The following is a 16,063-nucleotide window of genomic DNA, read 5'->3' as shown; positions in this document are numbered from 1 at the left end:
AAGAAAATTTAATATAAAATTATGACAAAAATAATTAAAGAAGATATCTCAATACCAATTTTAAAAGTTAATGAAGAAATTGCTCAGGAGTTAAGAGAATTTTTTAATAAAAGAAAAATATTTGTAATTAACATAATATCTTCACCAGGAGCAGGTAAAACAACTTTCCTTGAAAAATTACTTAGTTTTTTTGAAAAAAATAAAGTTTTTATACTCGTTGGAGATATTGAAACTGAAAGAGACGCAAAAAGAATAAGGGAAAAAGGAGGAAATTCCTACCAGATTGTAACAGGCGGAACCTGCCACCTTGAAGCAATCATGATAAAAAAATCTATTTCACTAATACCTGAAAACACAGAATATCTCTTTATTGAAAATGTTGGTAACCTTGTCTGCCCTGCAAGTTATGATTTAGGAGAACATTTGAGAATTATAATGTTATCAACACCTGAGGGTGACGATAAATTACCAAAATATCCTAAAGCCTTTTTAACAGGTGATGTTATATTAATAAATAAAATTGACCTTTTACCTTACCTTAACTTTGATATTAAAAAAGTTGAAGAGGAAGCAAAAAAAATTAAAGAAAACATTAAAATTTTCAAAATATCAGCATTAAAAGGAGATAATATAAAAGAAGTAGCAGAATTTATTAAAAATAAAAGAAAAGAATACTTCAAAACTTGAAGAAAAGATTTTTAATAAAAATAGAAGGAACAGTTCAGGGAATAGGATTTAGACCCTTTGTTTATAGAATTGCAAAAGAAAACAAATTGAATGGATTTGTTAAAAATAATCCTGAGGGAGTTACAATTGAAGTCGAAGGAGAAGTTAAAAACTTAAACAAATTTCTTTTAAAACTTAAAAGGGATAAACCTCCCTTAACAAAATATACACTATTTGAAATAAAAGAAATTCCACTTAAAAATGAAATTGAATTTGAAATTTTAAAATCAGAAGAAAAGGGAGAAAAAATCGCTCTTATCCTCCCTGATATTGCAACCTGTGAAGAATGCAAAAGAGAAATTTTTGATAAAGATAATAGAAGATATAATTACCCCTTTACAAACTGCACAAACTGCGGTCCCAGATTCAGCATTATCCAAAATATTCCCTACGATAGAAAGAACACAACAATGAAAATTTTTGAAATGTGTCCTGAATGCAGGGAAGAATACGAAAACCCTATTAATAGAAGATTTCATGCACAACCAAATGCTTGTCCTGAATGCGGTCCAGAAGTCTTTCTCACAGATAGAGAAGGAAATATTATTGAAAAAGGAGAAAAAGCAATAGAAAAAACAGCACAACTTCTTAAAAAGGGAAAAATCATAGCCTTAAAGGGTATTGGTGGATTTCAACTTTTAACAAATGCTTTATCTGATGAATGTGTTTTAGAATTAAGAAAAAGAAAAAAGAGGGACGAAAAACCCTTTGCAATTATGTTTAAAAACCTTGAACATTTAAAAGAATATGCCTATATTTCTAAAACTGAAAAAGAATTACTTTTATCACCCCAATCACCAATTTTACTTGTAAAATCAAAGAAAAAAAGTAAATTATCAAAATACTGTGCTCCAGATAATCCCTATATAGGTGCAATTTTACCTTATACACCCTTACATCACCTTTTAATGAGTAAAATTGATTTTCCAATTATATGCACTTCTGGTAATTTATCAGAAGAACCCATTGCCTATGAAAATGAAGAAGCTCTCATAAGATTAAAAGATATAGCAGATTACTTTTTAATGAATACAAGGCCTATTGAAAGATATATTGACGATTCAGTTGTTAAAATTATTAACAATAAACCTCTCGTAATAAGAAGAGCAAGAGGATATGCCCCCCTTCCTTTTATTATCAAAAAAAACTTACCACAGATACTTGCCCTTGGACCTTACCTTAAAAATACTATCGCAATATCAAAGTTTAACAGAATAATTGTATCACAACATATAGGAGATTTAGATAATGAAAAATCCTTCAATGCTTTCAAAAAAGTAATAGAAGACTTTAAAAAACTTTATGAATTTAAGCCAGAAATTATTGCCTGTGATGCTCACCCTGAATATCTTTCAACAAAATATGGCGAGGAATTAAGCAAAAATGAAAATATTCCCTTAATAAAAGTTTTCCATCATCATGCTCATATAAGTTCCTGTATGATTGAAAACAGGATTGAGGAAGAGGTTTTAGGAGTTTCCTGGGATGGCACAGGTTATGGAAAAGATGGTAAAATATGGGGTGGTGAATTTTTAATATGTGATTTTAAAGATTTTAAAAGGTTTGCCAGTTTCAGGGAGTTCGGCTTACTGGGTGGAGATAAAGCAATAAAAGAACCAAGAAGAAGCGCAATTGGTATTTTATATGAAATTTACGGTGAAAAAATTTTTGAAAGGGATTTTGAACCTATTAAAAGTTTAACTGAAGAAGAAAGAAAAATATTTAAAAGTGCTTATGAAAAAAATCTTTCTATTTTTAAAACAACATCTGTTGGTAGAATATTTGATGCAGTTTCTTCACTATTAAATTTAAAACAGAAAAACACTTTTGAAGGTCAGGCAGCAATGATATTAGAATGGATTGCAGAAAATTATAAAGGAAAATTAAAAACTCCCTACACTTTTGAAATAAAAAAAGAAAATTACTATGTTATTGACTTTGTTCCAATTTTTGAAGAAATTATTTCTGATATTAAAAGAAAAAGAAGTAAAAGTTACATTGCTTATAAATTTCATTTAACCCTTGCAGAAATAGTAAAAAAAATAAGTCAGCTTACAGATAAAGATAAAATACTTTTAAGCGGCGGTGTATTTCAGAACAAACTTTTAACTGAACTTATTTTTAAAAAAATAAAAAATAAAAAAATCTTTACCCATTCTCAGATACCACCAAATGATGGAGGTATTTCTATAGGACAGATCAAGATTAGCTATCATAACTTATAGGTCCAGAAACTGTTATATGTTGTTAATTTACATAAAAATTTAAAGTTATTTTTTTCAAGATAGTTTATAATTTCAGGATTAATAAAATCTTCTATTAATAAAATTAATTCTTTTGAATTTTCAAGAAATTTTTTTGCACCACTCAATACCTTTTCTTCAAAACCCTCCACATCAATTTTAGCAAAAACAGTATCAAATTCCCTGACATAATCTCCGAGAATATCATCAAGTTTCTTTGTTTTTACTTTAATTTTAACTCCATTATCAAAACTATAAATCAAAGAACTATCACCAGGTGATAAGATATTAACATTTATGTAAAACTCACCTTCAGAATCTGATAGAGCAAAATTTAAGGGAACTATAGTATCTGAGAGATTATTTATATTAATATTTTCCTTCAATAATTCAAAACTTTCTTTTAATGGTTCAAAGGAAAAAATTTTTATTTTCCTTTTAAACTTATTACCTATCAAAATAGAATAGTAACCGATATCAGCACCTATATCGCAAAATAAAACTTTTTTATTTTCTTTTATTTTTTCATCAATTTTTTTAATTAAAAAATTTACATCCCTTCTTTCATAAGCAGGTGAAACAGAAGCTGCATCAGCAGTTTTGCTTCTTATTTTAAATTTCCCAAATTTTGTCACTATTAAATTATCCTTAAAAAAATAAGGTAAATTTTTCTTGTAATCAATCAGTTTATAAAAGGAATAAATCATTTCATAAATAAACATCTTTATTCTTGGTCTTTTAACTTCAAAGGGAACTATTAACTTATAAAATAAGTAACTTAAAAAAAATAAAAATTTATCTCTTAAAGTATAACTAAACTTCATTTCTCCTCTTAATAATTATATCATCAAAAATTTTTTCCTGTATACATAAGATTTTTCTTAATCTTATAAGTTCAAGAAGTGCAAGAAACATAACAATAGCCTCTATTTTACTCTTTAAACCTAAGATGAGATTACTAAAAGAAATACTTTCATTTTTCTCTAATTCCTTAAGTATGTAATCAATCTTTTCTTCTATTTTTGGTATTTCCTCAAGTTTTTCCTTTAATTCTGGTAATTTCTGAATTAATTTTGTAAAAAGAGAAAACAAAAGAGAAGGATCAAAACCCTCATCATAATCTAAACTCTCTTCCCCTTCCCTTCCATACATTTTTGACATCTTCTCATATCTTTCATTTAAAAATTCAATAATTTCAATAAAAGAGAAAGTAATTTCTTCTTTTTTTTCCACCTCTTCTTCTTCACCATCAAATCTTTCAAAAAGGTGGTGTGTTTTATAAACAAGGAAAAAAGTTAAAGCATATAAAAATTCAAGAGCATCTTTAAATGAAACTTGGTGATTTTTCAAGTAATAATTTAAAAATTCGTCTGCTAAAACAGAAATTTTAATTTTAAAAGGATCAAGTTCCTTTGATAAAAGCCACTTTAAAAGAATTTCAAGGGGACCATAATAAAAGGAAGTTTTTATAATTACAGTCATCTTAAATTAAGATATACAAGTTTATAAATTTTATTCTTATCATTAAACCTTAAAAAATAAACACCTGAATTTTTAAAATTATTTAATTTAATAACATTTAAACCATCCTTTAAAATCTGGGTTTCATAAGTTTTTCTACCTGTTAAATCATAAAAAGTTATTTTTCCCTTACCGTAATTTATAATCTTTAAATCTTTTTGATAAGGGTCTATAAATGGATTTGGATAGATTCTTGAAATTCCTCTAAAATTATTTCTCTGAATTAAATTTAATTTATTCAAAATTCTTTCCCTCTTTGATAAAAGTGTATCAAAATTTTCTCCTGCAAAAATAAAAAATAAAAGAGAATCTAATGGATTTACTTTCTTTGAAATATAAATTGAATAATCACCTAAATCCTTGCTAAAATCCCTTATATCTCCTTTCATAAAAAGATATTGGAGTGAATCAGGAAGTCCTCCATATGAATAAGCATATATTTCATTTTTTATAACACCGCAAAGTGTAAAATTATCTATATCAAGTATTCCAAAAACAGGACCTCCCTGTTTTGAAGTAAAAATTATTCTTGAAGCACTGTCGTAATCTGCAAAATTTGTTAGGGGATTTAAAATATCTGGGTCAAAAAAAGAAGCCAAGTGCATTTCCTCAAAAAAATTCTCAGGTTTTAAAATAAATAAAAAACCCTCATCAAAATCCTTTAATTTTACTTTCAATATATTTCCCTTTGGATGTTGAGAATAATCATCTCTGAATTTAAAAGTATAGAAATTATTTTCTTTTTTAAAATAAAATTTATTTTCCTTTAAAGGTCTTGTATCTCTATCATCAAGATTAAATTTTTCATAAAATCTATCAACAATATAGTTAAAAGAATTTCCAAAAGCCAAACTTCCGTAATAAAGTAAATTTCCGTAATTTTTAAAAATAAAACCTTTTCCTTTTTTCTGCTCTGAACTTAAAAATCCAATAGAACCTGTTGAAGAAATGGAAAACTCATAATTCTTATTTTTTATTGTTAAAAGGGAATCAGAAAGAAAAACTTTCATTTCATAAGTTTTTGAAAAATTTGAAAAAGTTAATAGAAAGTTAAATTTAAGTGTGTCATTATCAGGATAATTTAGAAGAACTCCCCTTGAAGAAAAATTTAAAATATCCTGTGAATAAAATTTAAAAATAGTATCAAGGAGAATATAGTAAGGTTTATTTAAAAGTTTTATTTTTATACTGTCACTAAAAAATTTATTTGAAATTAAGGATACATTAATTATAAAGGTATCATTTTGAAAAAGGGGAAAATTTTTTGAATTAAGGGAAAAATTCTGAATTGAGTATAAAAGAGTATCCTTTCTTTCTAAAACTTTAATTATTTTTTTTAAGTCAAGAAAACCGAAACCCTCCTCATAATTGGGATAATTAATAAAAGGTTTTCTTCTCAAATTATTTTTAAAAATTTTTGCAAGAGAATCAGGTGTTAAAAAGGGACTATATTGAAGTATAAGGGAAATACTACCTGCTAAAATTGGTGAAGAGGCACTTGTTCCATCTGCTATTATATACTGATTTAAAGGAAAAGCACCCTTTATGTCTTTTCCAGGAGCAATTAAAAAAGGTGAGGTAAAATTCCAGTCTTTAAAAAAATAATAAATTGTATCACTCCAGGGATAAGAAAAGGGAGAAGGTCCTCTTGAAGAAAAATTAGTAACATTTGAATTTGAATCACAAGCACCAGAAGAGAAAACAAAAGGATAATTAGAAGGAGAGGAAGTTGTTCCTGAAGAAGGTCCCTCATTACCTGCAGCAAAACAGAGAAATACACCTTTATTTTTTAAATAAAATAAATCTGGAAAAAATTCATCAAAAAGGGGATGAGTTCCAAAAGAACCATTCAATATTTTTACATTTATTCCATTTTCAATAAGTTCTGCAACATAATCAAAAGCTTCATGAATATCTGATATTAATCCCCCGAACTCTGAAAAAACCTTTAGAACAATAAGTTTTGTTAGAGGAGCAATTCCTGCTGAATCGCCTGCAATAAGTGATGCAACAAAAGTTCCGTGACCTATGGGATCAGAAGGTGGTCCATAATTCACAAAATCCTTAAAAATAATAACCTTACCTTTTAAATCAGGATGCGTCGTATCAATTCCAGTATCAATTATAACAGCTACATTTCCCTTCCCCTTAATACCAATTTTATAAAATGTGTCAGCCTTTATAAATTTTTTGTGCCAGAAAGATCTATCAAAACCCGAAAACATGAGCTTTGGAACAGGAAGAAGATAATCAGGGGTATAAGGAATAGAATTAATTTTAAAATAATTTAAAAGAGAATCGGGAATTTCAATAAGAATTTTCTGGGAAAGAATAAGAGTTTTTTTAATTTTTATATTATTTTTTAAAAATTTAAAATTATTTAAAAATCTCTCCTTTTTTATTTCAATTTCTTTTCTTAATTCTTTATATGATAAGTTATAATCAGGCTTTCCAAGTGAGATAAGTAAATTAACTGAAAATAAAATTTCTGCTATCAAATTCCACCTGAAATAACCCTTATAAGTTCTATCTCGTCATCTTCTTTTAAAATTTCATCTTCAGTTAAAACCTCATTTTTTCTAACAACAATATATTCTTCAGGGTTAAGAGAAAGTTTTTTAAAAATATCTGAAACCCTTTTTATTTCTTCATTAAAAATTTTTTCTTCTTTACCTATTTTAACTTTCATAGATATAATTATTTTCCAAAAAAGAGTTTTAATGCAACTATAATTAAAAAAAGGGCAAACAGCTTAGAAAGGGTTTTAGTAGGAATAATATTAGCAATATAGGCACCAAAAAAAGCACCTATAAAAAGTCCAAGAGCAATAAGAAGTGCCCCTTTAATGTGAACATTTCCATTTCTCCAGTATTCAAGAAATCCTAAAAGACCCACAGGGAGAAGGAGAGCACCAAGAGAAGTTCCTTGTGCAAGATGCTGATTCATTTTAAAAAACAAAATTAAGGCAGGGATTATTATAAGCCCACCTCCTATTCCAAATAAACCAGACAAAATACCTGCAAGTAATCCTATTAAGACAAAACCTGTGATTTGAACCATATTTAATAATATTAAAAAATTTTTTTTAGTTCAATAATTTATCTTAAAATTAATAATGTGTCTCGGAATCCCAGGGAAGATAGTAAATATATATGAAAAAGATGGTTCAAAATTTGGTAAAGTTGAATTTGGAGGAATAAAAAGGGAGGTATGTCTTGACCTAACCCCTGAAGCAAAGGAAGGAGATTATGTGATTGTTCATGTTGGTTTTGCTATACAGATTCTTGATGAAAAAGAAGCGAAAGAAAGTTTAAAAACCTATGAGGAGTATTTAGAGAAATTAGAGGAAAATGAAGTATCTTTCTGAATTCAGAGAAGCTTCAAAGACAAAATTATTTATAGAAAAAACAAAAAGTATAGCAAGGGAAAAATGGACTATTATGGAAGTATGCGGTTCTCAGACTCATTCAATATTAAGTTCAGGGATTGATGAACTTTTGCCTCCAAATATAACACTTGTTCATGGACCAGGTTGTCCTGTTTGTGTTACTCCAAAGGAAATAATTGATACAGCGATTTTACTTTCCAAAAAGAAAGATACAATACTTTTTACTTACGGAGATATGTTAAGGGTTCCTGGTTCAAAAGAATCTCTTTTCAAGGCAAAAGGAGATGGAGCAAAAATCAAAATGGTCTATTCACCCTTTGAGGTTATAGAGTTTGCTAAAAATAATCAAGAAAAAAAATGTGTATTTTTGGGTATTGGATTTGAGACAACGACTCCGAGCCATGCTAGTGTAATATTAAAAGCAAGGGAATTGAATTTAAAAAACTTTTTTGTTTTACTCAGTCAATTTAGAGTTCCACCTGCCCTTGAAGCAATTTTAAAGGATCCCTTTAATAAGATTCAGGGATTTTTAGCACCAGGTCATGTATGCACTGTAATGGGAATAGAGGAATATATCCCTATATCAGAAAAATATAAGGTTCCAATTGTTGTCACAGGTTTTGAATCTGTTGATTTAGCAGAGGGAATTTTTATGCTAATTCAAATGCTTGAAAGAAGTGAAAATGCTGTAAAGATTCAATATAAAAGGTCCTGTAAACCTGAAGGTAATCTAAAAGCAAAGGAGATAATGAAAAAAGTTTTTAAAATAGGACCTCAAAAATGGAGGGGGATTGGTTTAATTCCTGATAGTGGATGGATTTTGAGGGAAGAATTTAGAGAATTTGATGCCTTGAACCTGCTTAAGGAAAAAATTGAAGAAATAGAGGAAACAAAGGAAGGATGTATTGCGGCACTTATATTACAGGGAAAGAAGAAACCTTTTGAATGTTCTTTATTTGGAAAAGATTGCACTCCACTAAATCCCCTTGGTGCTCCAATGGTTTCATCAGAAGGCGCTTGTGCAGCCTATTATAAATATAAAAAAATAGCAGATTAATTTAATTATGAATTTAAAGCAAAAAAATTGGGTGTTCTTGGACATTATTAATTATGGATAAAATTGAACTTGCTCACGGTTCAGGCGGAATTTTGATGAGAGAATTCATAGAAAATGAAATAAAAAAAAGATTCAAAAATCCTTTTTTAGAAAAATTATTAGATTCAGCCATTTTATCAAATAAAAACAAAAAAATTGCCTTTACTACTGATTCCTATGTTGTGTCTCCTATTTTTTTCCCTGGTGGAAATATTGGAGAACTTGCTGTAAACGGCACTGTTAATGATCTTGTTGCAGTTGGCGCATTTCCTGAGTTTATATCCTTATCCCTTATAATAGAAGAAGGATTACCTTTTGAAGATTTAAGAAAAATTCTTGATTCAGTAAAAATTTCAGCTGAAAAAGCAAAAGTTAAAATTGTTACAGGAGATACAAAGGTTGTTGAAAAAGGTAAAGGAGATAGAATTTTTATAAATACTTCAGGAATAGGATTTATTCCAGAGGATGTTAAAATTGGATACGAAAAAATTGAAGAGGGAGACCTTTTAATAGTAAATGGACCCATTGGACTTCATGGTTTTTCAATTCTTGTTTCACGGGAAAATATTGAAATTGAAAGTGAATTGAAAAGCGATACAGCACCTTTAAATGAATTATGGGAAAAATTATATGAAAATAAAATAGAGGTTCACTTTATGAGAGACCCAACAAGGGGAGGTGTTCAGGGAGTTTTAAATGAAATTGCAAGGGAATCAGGTTTTGATATAATTCTTTTTGAAGAAAAAATCCCTGTTACAGACGAAGTAAAAGGACTTTCTGAAATACTTGGGATAGATCCACTTTTAATGGCAAATGAGGGGAAAATGATATTCTTTGTAAAAAGAAAAGATGCAGAAAAGGCAGTTGAAATATTAAGGAAATGTGAGAAGGGAAGAGATAGTGAAATAATAGGTGAAGTAAAAGAAAAAAAACATAAAGGCATCCTTAAATTAAAAACAAAATTAGGTGTTACAAGAATTCTTGATATGCCCTACTCTGATCCTTACCAAGAATCTGCTGATTTTCATCTGTCCCATAAACCTGTCTCATTGAGACACTTTTAAATATAAAAAATCCTCTATTTTAAAGGTTTTTAATTCTGGAACAAAATTTGCATTTTATGAAAACTCTAAAAGGAGGTAAAGTTATGAAGGGATTAAGTAAAAAAACTGGGGCAGGAGGGGGCCCTGGTTTAGAAGGAAATTACTTTAGTATACCAGACCAGTAGGGAAAATGGCAATTTCCAAGATCTGTTAATTTTTTTACATTTGAACCATCTATATTCATTACATAAACATCATTTTTTCCCTCTCTATTAGAAACAAATACGATATGAAGACCATCAGGAGAAAAACAGGGGTCCTCATTTACCCCTTCATATGTTAATTTATAAACTTTTTCACCAAAATTATCAGTCAGATATATTTGATTTTTGCCTTCATCATCAAGTCCTACATATACAATATAATCACCTTTTGGAGAAAAATTGGGAGAAGTATTATAACTTGTCTCATAAGTGATTCTCCTTAAATTCAATCCGTCTCTATCCATAATAAAAATATGAGGAGAACCCAAACGATCTGATACAAAAGCTATCTCATTTCCATTTCCTGAAACAGAGGGAGATATATCTATAAAGGGGGAAAAAGTTAGTCTCTTTAACTTTTTATTTTCAATATTTAAAATGTATATTTCAGGGTCTCCATCTTTTGAAAGGGTTACACATAACTCTTTTGAATTTGGAAAAAATCCACCAGGGAGAAGAAGATTTTCACCTTGTAATAAAAGAGAACTTTTATTCTTTTCAAGATCTATTAAATAAATACCCATTAAATCCCTTTTTATATATGTGGAATAAACTATCTTCTTACCACAGAAAGAAACTCTTGGGAAAAGCTTTTTCTCACCAGAAGAATTTATCTTACTCAAATTATAACCATCATAATCCATAATATAAAGTTCCCTACTTCCATTTATATCACGGGTAAAAACAATATATGTTTCAAATATTCCCTTTTCACCTACTAATTTTTCCACAACAAAATTACTGATTTTATGAGCTAATTTTCTTTTTTCCAGGTTCAAAGAAAAATTCTCTGACGCTACTTTTTTCTCAAGAATAACATCTAAAAGCTCAATAATTAAACTGTTATTTCTTATATCTACCTTAGACCTTAAAAGAATATTTGTTCCAAGTGTTCTCCAGAAACCAAAATCAGAATAATGCTTTTTTTCTATAATATCCAGATTTAAAACAGTTAGAGTAAAATAAAGGGAAAATTCAAGATCACTTATTACAACTTTCTCTATCTCCCTTAAATTCATCTTAAGTTCATCAGAAATTTCTTCAAAAAAACCAAAGGGGAAAATACCTATATCAAGTTTCTTAAATTCTCCACCTTTTAATTTCAAATAAACTTCACCTTGTGAAAATACAAGAACTGGTAAAATAAAAATTATTAATTTTTTCATGGAACTTCAAATTCAAGATAAACTCTTAAAAATTCCATATTCATCTCTATAGGTAATGGGGGAACTTTTTTTGTCAGAACAACTGCTCTGTATGCTGATTGGTCAAAAATTGTGTTACCTGAAGTTTTTTCTATCTTTATATCCTTTATACTTCCATCCTTTAAAATAACAAAGAAAATTGTTGTTCTTAAAGTATCTCTGTTTACATATCCATAACTCCAATTTTCACCTATTTTCCTTAAAAGAATATCAAAATAATAGGAATAAGGCATATCTAAATTTATCTTTGCTTTCCCCCCACCTTTCAATGGAAGTTCTTTCAAAGATTCCTTTTTTACTTTTTTCTTTTGCTCTTTCTTCTTTGATACCTTTTTAAATTCTTTTACTTTTTCAACAACCTGAGGTTCTTCAGGAGCTTTCTCAATAAATTTACTTTCACCTTCTATTTCCTTAAATTCCATATAAAAAACTGTGGGAGATAAAGAAAATTTTTCTCTTTCCTTTTTTAATAAAAGAAAATTAAAAAAAATAATATGTAAAAAAAAGGAAATTAAAAACTCCCTTAACATTATCTTCTTGGTTCAATTATAAATCCGAGTTTTTCAAAACCCTTTTCTCTTAACTCACCAACAAACTCCATAACAAAGCCGTAAGATAAATCCTTATCAGCCTTTATAAAAACTCTTTTTTTACCCTTCTTTTTAAGAAGTTCAAGATATAAAGGGAGTTTTGAAAATTCAACCTCTTCTTCTCCTACAAATATTTTTTTATCATTCCTTATTGTTATTGTAATTTCCTCATCCTTTATTTCTTCCACTTTTTTTGACTTAGGTAAATTTACCTCAAAACCTGTTTGAAGAAGTGGACTTGTTATCAAAAATATAACAAGTAATGTTATACTAACATCGGCAAGGGAGGTTATATTTATTTCTGAAATATATTTTCTATTCATTAACTAAAATATATGTATTTTTTAAATTTTATTTTCATCTCAGCAAGAAAATTATTGCATAGTGAATCATATTTCTCTATCTGATTTATAAAATAATTGTGAAAGATAAGTGATGGTATAGCAACAAGTAAACCTGCTATTGTTGTTACAAGAGCATCAGCAATTCCAGGAGCAAGAACACTTATATGGGCAGAACCGGTTCTCTTTATCTCAAGAAAGGATTCCATAATTCCCCATACAGTTCCAAGTAGTCCAAGGAAGGGGCTTACACTTGTTATTGTTGCTAAAATTGGGACATATTTTTCAAATTTTTTTATTTCCCTTTTATAAATATTATCAATGTTATCAAAAATAATTGAAAGGTAATTATTTTTTTCGTCATTTTCTTTAATTTTATTAGCTTCATTTTTAAGTTCTTTAAAAATTAAAGAGGGTAAAATCTCTTCTCCCAAAAAGAGAGGGTTTTTTTCCATTAACTCTTTAAAACTATAATTTTTTAAATTATTAATAAATTTTTTTGTTTTATTTTTCAAAAATAAAAATTCAAAAAATTTTTTAAAAAATATTGCCCAGGAAATAACTGAAAGAAAAAAAAGTATTATAAGGATTAATTTTGCAAAGGGACTTGCGGTCTTAAATCCCCTTACAATAATATCAAGATTTAAATTACTCATTTTCTAAAAACTTTAACCTTTCACCTGCCCTCAATGCCTCTTCAGAATCAGGAAACTTTTTTATAATCTCCTTGTAATAAAATTTAGCCTTTTTTATATTTCCTTCCTTTTCCTCTAAATCTGCGAGTTTCAAAAGAGATTCTTTAGACCTTTGAGAATTTGGATAGCTTCTAACAATTTCTTCAAAATTTAACCTTGCCTTTTCTCTGTCACCGAGTAAAAGGTAGGAATCACCAAGAAAATACTTCGCATCTATAAGAAGATCACTTTCAGGAAATTTCCTTATAAACTCCTCAAATTCATCTTTTGCCAAATTATATTCACCAAGGGTATAATCTCTTAAAGCTTGAGAATAAAGAAAGGATTCTTCATAAGACCGAGATTTTTCCTCACTTTCAATCACTTTACTTCTTGATTTTCTGATAGAGTTTTCTATATCAGAAAGTCTTGTTTCAAGGGATAAGAGCTTCCTTTCAAGAATTTCAAGTCTATATGTTATATCTGCCTTTAATTCTTTTATTTCCTTATATTCCCTTCTCTGCAAAGTATCAATTTTCTGAGTTCTTACATAAATTTCATCAATTTCATCCCTAACTCTATTAAGTTCGTTTCTGAAATTCCTTATAGAAGCACATTGATTTAAAACTAAAAATAAAAAAATTAATCTTTTAATTTTTTATTCTTTTACCTTAAATTCAGCTCTTCTGTTAATTGGTTTATTATTCGGGTCTATAAGCCTTGTTTCACCATAACTGACGGTTGAAAGCCTTTTGGGATCTATTCCAAGTTTTATTAGGTAATCTCTTGCAGATTTTGCTCTTTTTTCACCAAGACCCATATTGTATTCCTCAGTTCCTATATCACAGGTATGTCCTTCAATTATTACATTAACCTCAGGATAAGCCTTTAAGATTTCAGCATTCTTTTTAAGAATTTCAGCATCAAGAGGTCTAATATCATATTTATCAAAATCAAAATGTATTGTTTCAAGAATAAAAGGAGGTCTTTGAGGTGTTTCTTCTTTAATTTCTTCTTTTACTTCTTCAACCGGTTTAGGAAATTCTTCTTTAACAGGTTCAGGCTTAACCGTTTTTCTTGGTGCACACATAAATAAAATTGATATAGCACCAGCTAAAAATAAGAATTTCTTTGTCATAGTTCCTCCTTTGTTGTTTTTTATTATAACATTTCAAAATTCAATTTTCAAGCCAATTGATTTTTTAAAAGAGAAACTTTATAATTAATAAAAAAGGCGCCATCGTCTAGCAAGGTCAAGGACACCTGGTTCTCAGCCAGGAAACCCGGGTTCAAATCCCGGTGGCGCCAGTTTATAAACTGGGGGATCGTCTAATTGGCAGGACGTCTGGCTCTGGACCAGATAATCGGGGTTCGAGTCCCTGTCCCCCAGTTTTTAATTGGAACCTAAATTTAATTTTTAACGTCTTAAAGACAAGTATAGTTAAAGGTTCAAATCCTCTAAAAATTTTAATTAAAATGAAAAAGATTTTTATTGCTTCAATAATATCCCTTTTTGCAGGCTTTGTTATTGCAAGTATTTTACTTTTTAAACTTGAAAAAGCAAATAAACTGGAAGCAGAAGTAAAAACATCTGAATCAGAAAAAAACCAAAATATAGAAATTTCAACAAGTTCAAATTTTTCTTTTTCTGAACTCGCAAAAGATGTTATACCAGGTGTTGTTAATATAAGGGCTACAAAAAAAGTAAAACTCCCTACATTCCATTTTGAAGACCCATTTTTCAGGGAATTCTTTAAAGATTTCTTTAAATTTCAGCCACCAAGAGAGCAGGAATATGAAACAGATATTTTAGGTTCTGGTTTTATTTTCAGGAAAAATGGAAATAAATATTACATTATGACAAACTACCATGTAATCAGAGAAGTTGACAAAATAAAAATAATATTATGGGATAAAAGAGAATTTGACCCTGAGGAAGTAAAAATTGTAGGAAAGGATAAATTAACAGATATTGCAGTTCTTGAAGTGGAGTCAAAAGATGAATTAACTGTTTTAAAACTGGGAAATTCCGATGAAATTGAAATCGGTGACTGGGTGATCGCAGTTGGAAACCCATTTGGATTAAACGGAACAGTAACCTTCGGTGTAGTTTCAGCTAAACACAGATCAGGAATAAACTTACCCGGCGGAGAAATTTATCAGGACTTCATACAAACTGATGCTGCTATAAACCCTGGTAATTCAGGCGGACCTCTTATAAATATGAAAGGAGAAGTGATAGGTGTAAACACAGCTATAACCTCTCCGACTGCTGGAAATGTGGGTATAGGCTTTGCTATTCCCATAAATATTGCTAAAAAAACTGCAGAACAGCTTATAGAAAAAGGTGTTGTAAAAAGAGGTTATCTTGGTGTAAGGATACAGGAAGTAAGTTCAAGTATTGCTGAAAGGTACAAATTAAAAAAGCCTATGGGAGCACTTGTAACAAATGTGGAAAAGGGAACACCTGCTGAAAAGGCAAAAATAAATGAAGGTGACATAATTATTGAAGTGGATGGAGAACCTGTAAAGGATGTAGAAGATTTAAGGCTCAAAATCGGTTCCCATTTCCCTGGAGATAAAGTAAAAATTAAACTTATAAATAAAGAAGGAAAAGAAAGGGAAGTAACAGTTACCCTTGCTGAACTTAAAGAAGAAAAAATAGCAAAAACTCAAGAAGAAAGAGAAGAATATACCTGGCTTGGAATGAAGGTTGAAACAATTGATGAAAGATTAAAGGATAAATATGGAATTGAAGAAGATGAAGGTGTTGTTGTAGTTGATATTGAACCTGATTCTCCTGCTTATGATTCTGGAATTAGAGAAGGTGACCTAATTGTAAAAGTTGAAGATATGAGAATAAAAGATTATGAAGATTTTGAAAAAGCAAAAGAAAAATACGAAAAGCAAAAGGTAATTTTATTCACTGTGATGAGAAAGGGAATTAAAACTATTATAGCAGTTAAAAAGTAA

Annotated in this window: 17 protein-coding genes and 2 tRNA genes; 8 read left to right on the top strand and 11 right to left on the bottom strand. The window is 28.9% G+C overall.

All coding sequences use genetic code 11. From position 1 onward, the window contains the following. The first annotated feature begins 21 nt into the window (after positions 1–21). Both hypB and hypF read left to right on the top strand, forming a co-directional pair. On the top strand, positions 22–687 hold the full coding sequence (gene hypB, locus ABIN17_04230; GenBank protein MEO0284266.1) for a hydrogenase nickel incorporation protein HypB: 666 nt from the start codon (positions 22–24) through the stop codon (positions 685–687). Next, entirely contained in the window at positions 684–2,951 is a 2,268-nt protein-coding gene (gene hypF, locus ABIN17_04225) for a carbamoyltransferase HypF (GenBank protein ID MEO0284265.1), read from the top strand. The genes hypB and hypF overlap by 4 nt, the downstream gene beginning before the upstream one ends. Here hypF and ABIN17_04220 read toward each other — a convergent pair. Genes ABIN17_04220 through ABIN17_04200 form a run of 5 tightly spaced genes read right to left on the bottom strand, consistent with a single transcriptional unit; the run spans position 2,939 to position 7,550 of the window. Continuing rightward, positions 2,939–3,793 carry an FkbM family methyltransferase gene (locus ABIN17_04220; GenBank protein ID MEO0284264.1) on the bottom strand — a complete coding sequence of 285 codons (855 nt, stop codon included), beginning with the start codon at positions 3,791–3,793 and terminating at the stop codon, positions 2,939–2,941. The two genes, hypF and ABIN17_04220, sit on opposite strands and share 13 nt — an antisense overlap. Continuing rightward, positions 3,783–4,451 carry a segregation/condensation protein A gene (locus ABIN17_04215; GenBank protein MEO0284263.1) on the bottom strand — a complete coding sequence of 223 codons (669 nt, stop codon included), beginning with the start codon at positions 4,449–4,451 and terminating at the stop codon, positions 3,783–3,785. The genes ABIN17_04220 and ABIN17_04215 overlap by 11 nt, the downstream gene beginning before the upstream one ends. After that, positions 4,448–6,988 carry a S8 family peptidase gene (locus ABIN17_04210; protein MEO0284262.1) on the bottom strand — a complete coding sequence of 847 codons (2,541 nt, stop codon included), beginning with the start codon at positions 6,986–6,988 and terminating at the stop codon, positions 4,448–4,450. The genes ABIN17_04215 and ABIN17_04210 overlap by 4 nt, the downstream gene beginning before the upstream one ends. Beyond that, positions 6,985–7,179 (bottom strand): MoaD/ThiS family protein, encoded by a 195-nt coding sequence (locus ABIN17_04205; GenBank protein ID MEO0284261.1) that lies wholly within the window; start codon positions 7,177–7,179, stop codon positions 6,985–6,987. The genes ABIN17_04210 and ABIN17_04205 overlap by 4 nt, the downstream gene beginning before the upstream one ends. 8 nt (positions 7,180–7,187) lie before the next feature. Then, the gene (locus tag ABIN17_04200; protein ID MEO0284260.1) at positions 7,188–7,550 is read right to left on the bottom strand and encodes a sulfite exporter TauE/SafE family protein; all 363 of its coding nucleotides are present in this window, start codon (positions 7,548–7,550) and stop codon (positions 7,188–7,190) included. A 55-nt stretch (positions 7,551–7,605) separates the two neighbouring features. Here ABIN17_04200 and ABIN17_04195 point away from each other — a divergent pair, with 55 nt between their 5' ends. The 3 genes from ABIN17_04195 to hypE are packed head-to-tail and all read left to right on the top strand — an operon-like array spanning position 7,606 to position 10,038. Then, positions 7,606–7,857 carry a HypC/HybG/HupF family hydrogenase formation chaperone gene (locus ABIN17_04195; protein MEO0284259.1) on the top strand — a complete coding sequence of 84 codons (252 nt, stop codon included), beginning with the start codon at positions 7,606–7,608 and terminating at the stop codon, positions 7,855–7,857. Beyond that, positions 7,841–8,935, top strand: a complete 1,095-nt coding sequence (gene hypD / locus ABIN17_04190) for a hydrogenase formation protein HypD (protein ID MEO0284258.1) — start codon at positions 7,841–7,843, stop codon at positions 8,933–8,935. The genes ABIN17_04195 and hypD overlap by 17 nt, the downstream gene beginning before the upstream one ends. 53 nt (positions 8,936–8,988) lie before the next feature. Further along, positions 8,989–10,038 (top strand): hydrogenase expression/formation protein HypE, encoded by a 1,050-nt coding sequence (gene hypE / locus ABIN17_04185; GenBank protein ID MEO0284257.1) that lies wholly within the window; start codon positions 8,989–8,991, stop codon positions 10,036–10,038. Between the two features lie 139 nt (positions 10,039–10,177). Here hypE and ABIN17_04180 read toward each other — a convergent pair whose 3' ends face one another. The 6 genes from ABIN17_04180 to ABIN17_04155 form a co-directional block, all read right to left on the bottom strand. After that, entirely contained in the window at positions 10,178–11,446 is a 1,269-nt protein-coding gene (locus tag ABIN17_04180) for a hypothetical protein (GenBank protein ID MEO0284256.1), read from the bottom strand. Next, the gene (locus ABIN17_04175; GenBank protein MEO0284255.1) at positions 11,443–11,907 is read right to left on the bottom strand and encodes an energy transducer TonB; all 465 of its coding nucleotides are present in this window, start codon (positions 11,905–11,907) and stop codon (positions 11,443–11,445) included. The genes ABIN17_04180 and ABIN17_04175 overlap by 4 nt, the downstream gene beginning before the upstream one ends. Before the next feature lie 107 nt (positions 11,908–12,014). Beyond that, a complete protein-coding gene (locus tag ABIN17_04170; GenBank protein ID MEO0284254.1) occupies positions 12,015–12,398 on the bottom strand; it encodes a biopolymer transporter ExbD in 384 nt (127 codons plus the stop codon). Next, complete coding sequence (locus ABIN17_04165; protein MEO0284253.1) at positions 12,398–13,072, bottom strand: MotA/TolQ/ExbB proton channel family protein; 675 nt, start codon at positions 13,070–13,072, stop codon at positions 12,398–12,400. The genes ABIN17_04170 and ABIN17_04165 overlap by 1 nt, the downstream gene beginning before the upstream one ends. Then, positions 13,065–13,616 (bottom strand): tol-pal system protein YbgF, encoded by a 552-nt coding sequence (ybgF, locus tag ABIN17_04160; protein MEO0284252.1) that lies wholly within the window; start codon positions 13,614–13,616, stop codon positions 13,065–13,067. Before ybgF ends, ABIN17_04165 begins: the two co-directional genes overlap by 8 nt. 132 nt (positions 13,617–13,748) lie before the next feature. Further along, a complete protein-coding gene (locus ABIN17_04155) occupies positions 13,749–14,228 on the bottom strand; it encodes an OmpA family protein (GenBank protein ID MEO0284251.1) in 480 nt (159 codons plus the stop codon). A 95-nt stretch (positions 14,229–14,323) separates the two neighbouring features. On the opposite strand from ABIN17_04155, the gene ABIN17_04150 reads away from it, so the two are divergent. The 3 genes from ABIN17_04150 to ABIN17_04140 all read left to right on the top strand — a co-directional run bounded on the left by ABIN17_04150 (position 14,324) and on the right by ABIN17_04140 (position 16,063). Further along, positions 14,324–14,398: transfer RNA gene (locus ABIN17_04150), tRNA-Glu, on the top strand. Positions 14,399–14,408: 10 nt separating this feature from the next. Then, positions 14,409–14,480, top strand: a tRNA-Gln gene (locus ABIN17_04145). An 86-nt stretch (positions 14,481–14,566) separates the two neighbouring features. After that, positions 14,567–16,063 (top strand): Do family serine endopeptidase, encoded by a 1,497-nt coding sequence (locus ABIN17_04140; GenBank protein MEO0284250.1) that lies wholly within the window; start codon positions 14,567–14,569, stop codon positions 16,061–16,063.

It is taken from the genome of candidate division WOR-3 bacterium (assembly GCA_039803925.1).
Classification (GTDB): Bacteria; Hydrothermota; Hydrothermia; order Hydrothermales; family JAJRUZ01; genus JBCNVI01.
This window is presented reverse-complemented; position numbering and strand designations above follow the sequence as displayed.

Excerpts from the sequence above, each read along its gene's own strand:
- hypB (MEO0284266.1), top strand. The coding sequence starts at position 22 with ATGACAAAAATAATTAAAGAAGATATCTCAATACCAATTTTAAAAGTT.
- ABIN17_04220 (MEO0284264.1), bottom strand. The coding sequence starts at position 3,793 with ATGAAGTTTAGTTATACTTTAAGAGATAAATTTTTATTTTTTTTAAGT.
- ABIN17_04215 (MEO0284263.1), bottom strand. The coding sequence starts at position 4,451 with ATGACTGTAATTATAAAAACTTCCTTTTATTATGGTCCCCTTGAAATT.
- ABIN17_04205 (MEO0284261.1), bottom strand. The coding sequence starts at position 7,179 with ATGAAAGTTAAAATAGGTAAAGAAGAAAAAATTTTTAATGAAGAAATA.
- ABIN17_04200 (MEO0284260.1), bottom strand. The coding sequence starts at position 7,550 with ATGGTTCAAATCACAGGTTTTGTCTTAATAGGATTACTTGCAGGTATT.
- ABIN17_04195 (MEO0284259.1), top strand. The coding sequence starts at position 7,606 with ATGTGTCTCGGAATCCCAGGGAAGATAGTAAATATATATGAAAAAGAT.
- hypD (MEO0284258.1), top strand. The coding sequence starts at position 7,841 with ATGAAGTATCTTTCTGAATTCAGAGAAGCTTCAAAGACAAAATTATTT.
- hypE (MEO0284257.1), top strand. The coding sequence starts at position 8,989 with ATGGATAAAATTGAACTTGCTCACGGTTCAGGCGGAATTTTGATGAGA.
- ABIN17_04180 (MEO0284256.1), bottom strand. The coding sequence starts at position 11,446 with ATGAAAAAATTAATAATTTTTATTTTACCAGTTCTTGTATTTTCACAA.
- ABIN17_04175 (MEO0284255.1), bottom strand. The coding sequence starts at position 11,907 with ATGGAATTTAAGGAAATAGAAGGTGAAAGTAAATTTATTGAGAAAGCT.
- ABIN17_04170 (MEO0284254.1), bottom strand. The coding sequence starts at position 12,398 with ATGAATAGAAAATATATTTCAGAAATAAATATAACCTCCCTTGCCGAT.
- ABIN17_04165 (MEO0284253.1), bottom strand. The coding sequence starts at position 13,072 with ATGAGTAATTTAAATCTTGATATTATTGTAAGGGGATTTAAGACCGCA.
- ABIN17_04155 (MEO0284251.1), bottom strand. The coding sequence starts at position 14,228 with ATGACAAAGAAATTCTTATTTTTAGCTGGTGCTATATCAATTTTATTT.
- ABIN17_04140 (MEO0284250.1), top strand. The coding sequence starts at position 14,567 with ATGAAAAAGATTTTTATTGCTTCAATAATATCCCTTTTTGCAGGCTTT.